Origin of the sequence: Microcoleus sp. S1D4, assembly GCF_036700765.1 — a bacterium.
Lineage (GTDB): Bacteria > Cyanobacteriota > Cyanobacteriia > Cyanobacteriales > Microcoleaceae > Microcoleus.
Genome location: NZ_JAUBPP010000054.1, coordinates 1 through 2,001 on the forward strand (window position 1 = coordinate 1; position 2,001 = coordinate 2,001).

Annotated in this window: 3 protein-coding genes and 1 pseudogene; 2 read left to right on the top strand and 2 right to left on the bottom strand. The window is 40.5% G+C overall.

The genetic code is table 11. From position 1 onward, the window contains the following. Positions 1-703, top strand: a pseudogene (locus QT998_RS27165) (transposase); the annotation flags it as partial. A gap of 189 nt (positions 704-892) precedes the next feature. Beyond that, entirely contained in the window at positions 893-1,045 is a 153-nt protein-coding gene (locus QT998_RS27170; protein WP_333091994.1) for a transposase, read from the top strand. 103 nt (positions 1,046-1,148) lie between these two features. Here QT998_RS27170 and QT998_RS27175 read toward each other — a convergent pair whose 3' ends face one another. Next, positions 1,149-1,358, bottom strand: coding sequence for a hypothetical protein (locus QT998_RS27175; RefSeq protein WP_333118914.1), 210 nt, complete (start codon positions 1,356-1,358; stop codon positions 1,149-1,151). Positions 1,359-1,528: 170 nt separating this feature from the next. Then, positions 1,529-2,001 (bottom strand): energy transducer TonB (locus QT998_RS27180; RefSeq protein ID WP_333218214.1); only part of this gene is annotated, 473 nt, incomplete at its 5' end.

The following is a 2,001-nucleotide window of genomic DNA, read 5'->3' on the forward strand; positions in this document are numbered from 1 at the left end:
AGGTCAACCACCGTCAACGAAAGTTAGATTGGGAAGCCCTTAAAAAAAGATGTTGAAAAAAATCCGCTCAGCAAGATGAGTAGAAAGAGCAAAAACTTTCAGGCGTTCGACCTAGTGCCATCTGCTATGCCTTAAAGAAACTGAAAATTACAAAAAAAAAAGAATTTTTTATAAAGAAAAAAATAGAGAAAAAAGAATGAAATATTATAGAAATCTGAGAGAATTAATTAAAATTTATGGTGGCAAAAGTCTTGTATTCATTGATGAGTCAGGATTTGAGGAATTTGAAGGTTCTGTGTATGCCTTTCAAAAAGAGGAAAGAAAGTCTATGGCGCTCATACCAGGAAAACGGGGAAAAAGAGAAAATTTAGTAGCAGGAAGAAGAAAAGGAAAGAAGGACTTAATTGCACCAATGCTCTTTATGGGTAGTTTGAATGCAGAAGGATTTGAAGGATGGTTATCTTTATATTTGTTACCAGATTTAACAAGTCCATCTATATTAATTATGGATAATGCACCCATTCATCGTAAAACGGTCATTAGACTATTGGTTGAGGAGGCGGGTCATCAGATAATATTTTTACCAAAATACTCTCCTGACTTAAATGATATTGAGCATGATTTTAGTGCATTAAAAAGAGCTAAAATGTATGCGTCTCCTGGCACATCTCTTGATGAAGTTATTCGTGCTTATTGTGCATGAAGAGTGTCTCATACTTATTTGAAATGACTATAATTGATAGTCGTAGAACTAAGCATTTAAATGTTTTGGGAATCATGAATTGGCAAAACATTCGACCTGCTTATGTTGCAGAGCAGACAATTAATTCTGATGTGATCATAGCCTGCAAGTGATACTTTCTTTGCTGTGGTAAAGCGGCCAACACTTATTGTGGTAGATCAAGCTTCTATTCATACTAGCAATGCCATTTTAGATAAAATTGAAGAATGGAAAGAACGTGGCTTAACTATATTTGAATTACCGACTTATTCACCTGAATTAAATTTAATTGAGATTTTGTGGCGGTTTATAAAATATGAATAGCTCGAAATAGATGCCTACTCTAGCTGGCAATCTCTTGTTTCATCTGTCGAAATAATTCTTAAAAATTTTGGAGATAATTATGTAATTAATTTTGATTAACTACTTATCGACCTTCTGCTGTAAAAGAATAGACACCTTTACCGTGAGGTTGGCCGTTGAGAAATTGCCCTTCATAGCGATCGCCATTGGCATATTCGCACCTAGCGGGCCCGCTGAGTTTTCCCTCGCTCAATTCTCCCTCACAACGTCCGCCATGGGGTAAAGTAATCACTCCTGCCATTGCGCTGTGAGGGTTTGCGAATAACTCAGCCATTCCCAAGTTGGAGCCAAGTAATAGAGCGAATCCAAATCGCTGAAGTTTACTTAATATTGCTGGCGACATTCCAAAATTCATAATTCACACAAAATTCAATTTTTAGATTTACAGTTGCTTTCTTGGTGCTATGGAATTCCCAGCCAAATTGCTAGGTTTCCAGAAAATCCCTACTCATTGAGCCGGAAGGTAATGGATGCTACTTTTCCTTGAATGCCGCTTTCTGATGAGGCAAATTTCCATCTTTCTACTGTTTTAATCGCAGCGCGATCGAAGTCGTCGTATTTGCTAGAAGTCTCGATCGCGATGTTGAATGCCGTACCGTTGGGGTCAATATCAAACTTGACTTTGACTTGACCCTGACGCCCTTCTTTTCTGGCGGCGCTGGGATATTCAGGTTTACCGCAGCTAATGCAAGTGCCTGGTGCCGGGCCCGAAGCAGGGGAAGCACTCCCCCCTCCACCAGAGTTTTTCGGTTTTGGCACTGAGCCCGAACCACTGCCAAAGGGCTCTGAAGAGCCTCCCCCACCAGTTCCACTACCACCGGATGCTGAGTTCGAGGGACTTCCTGCTGGGTTTGTGGCATCAGCGATCGCACTTCCCGAATTGCGGCCGCTTCCAGGCCTGGTAGTTGTGACTGGCG

What these genes read in the sequence shown, in the direction of transcription:
- QT998_RS27175 (WP_333118914.1), bottom strand. Translation starts at nt 1,358, where the DNA reads ATGGCTGAGTTATTCGCAAACCCTCACAGCGCAATGGCAGGAGTGATT.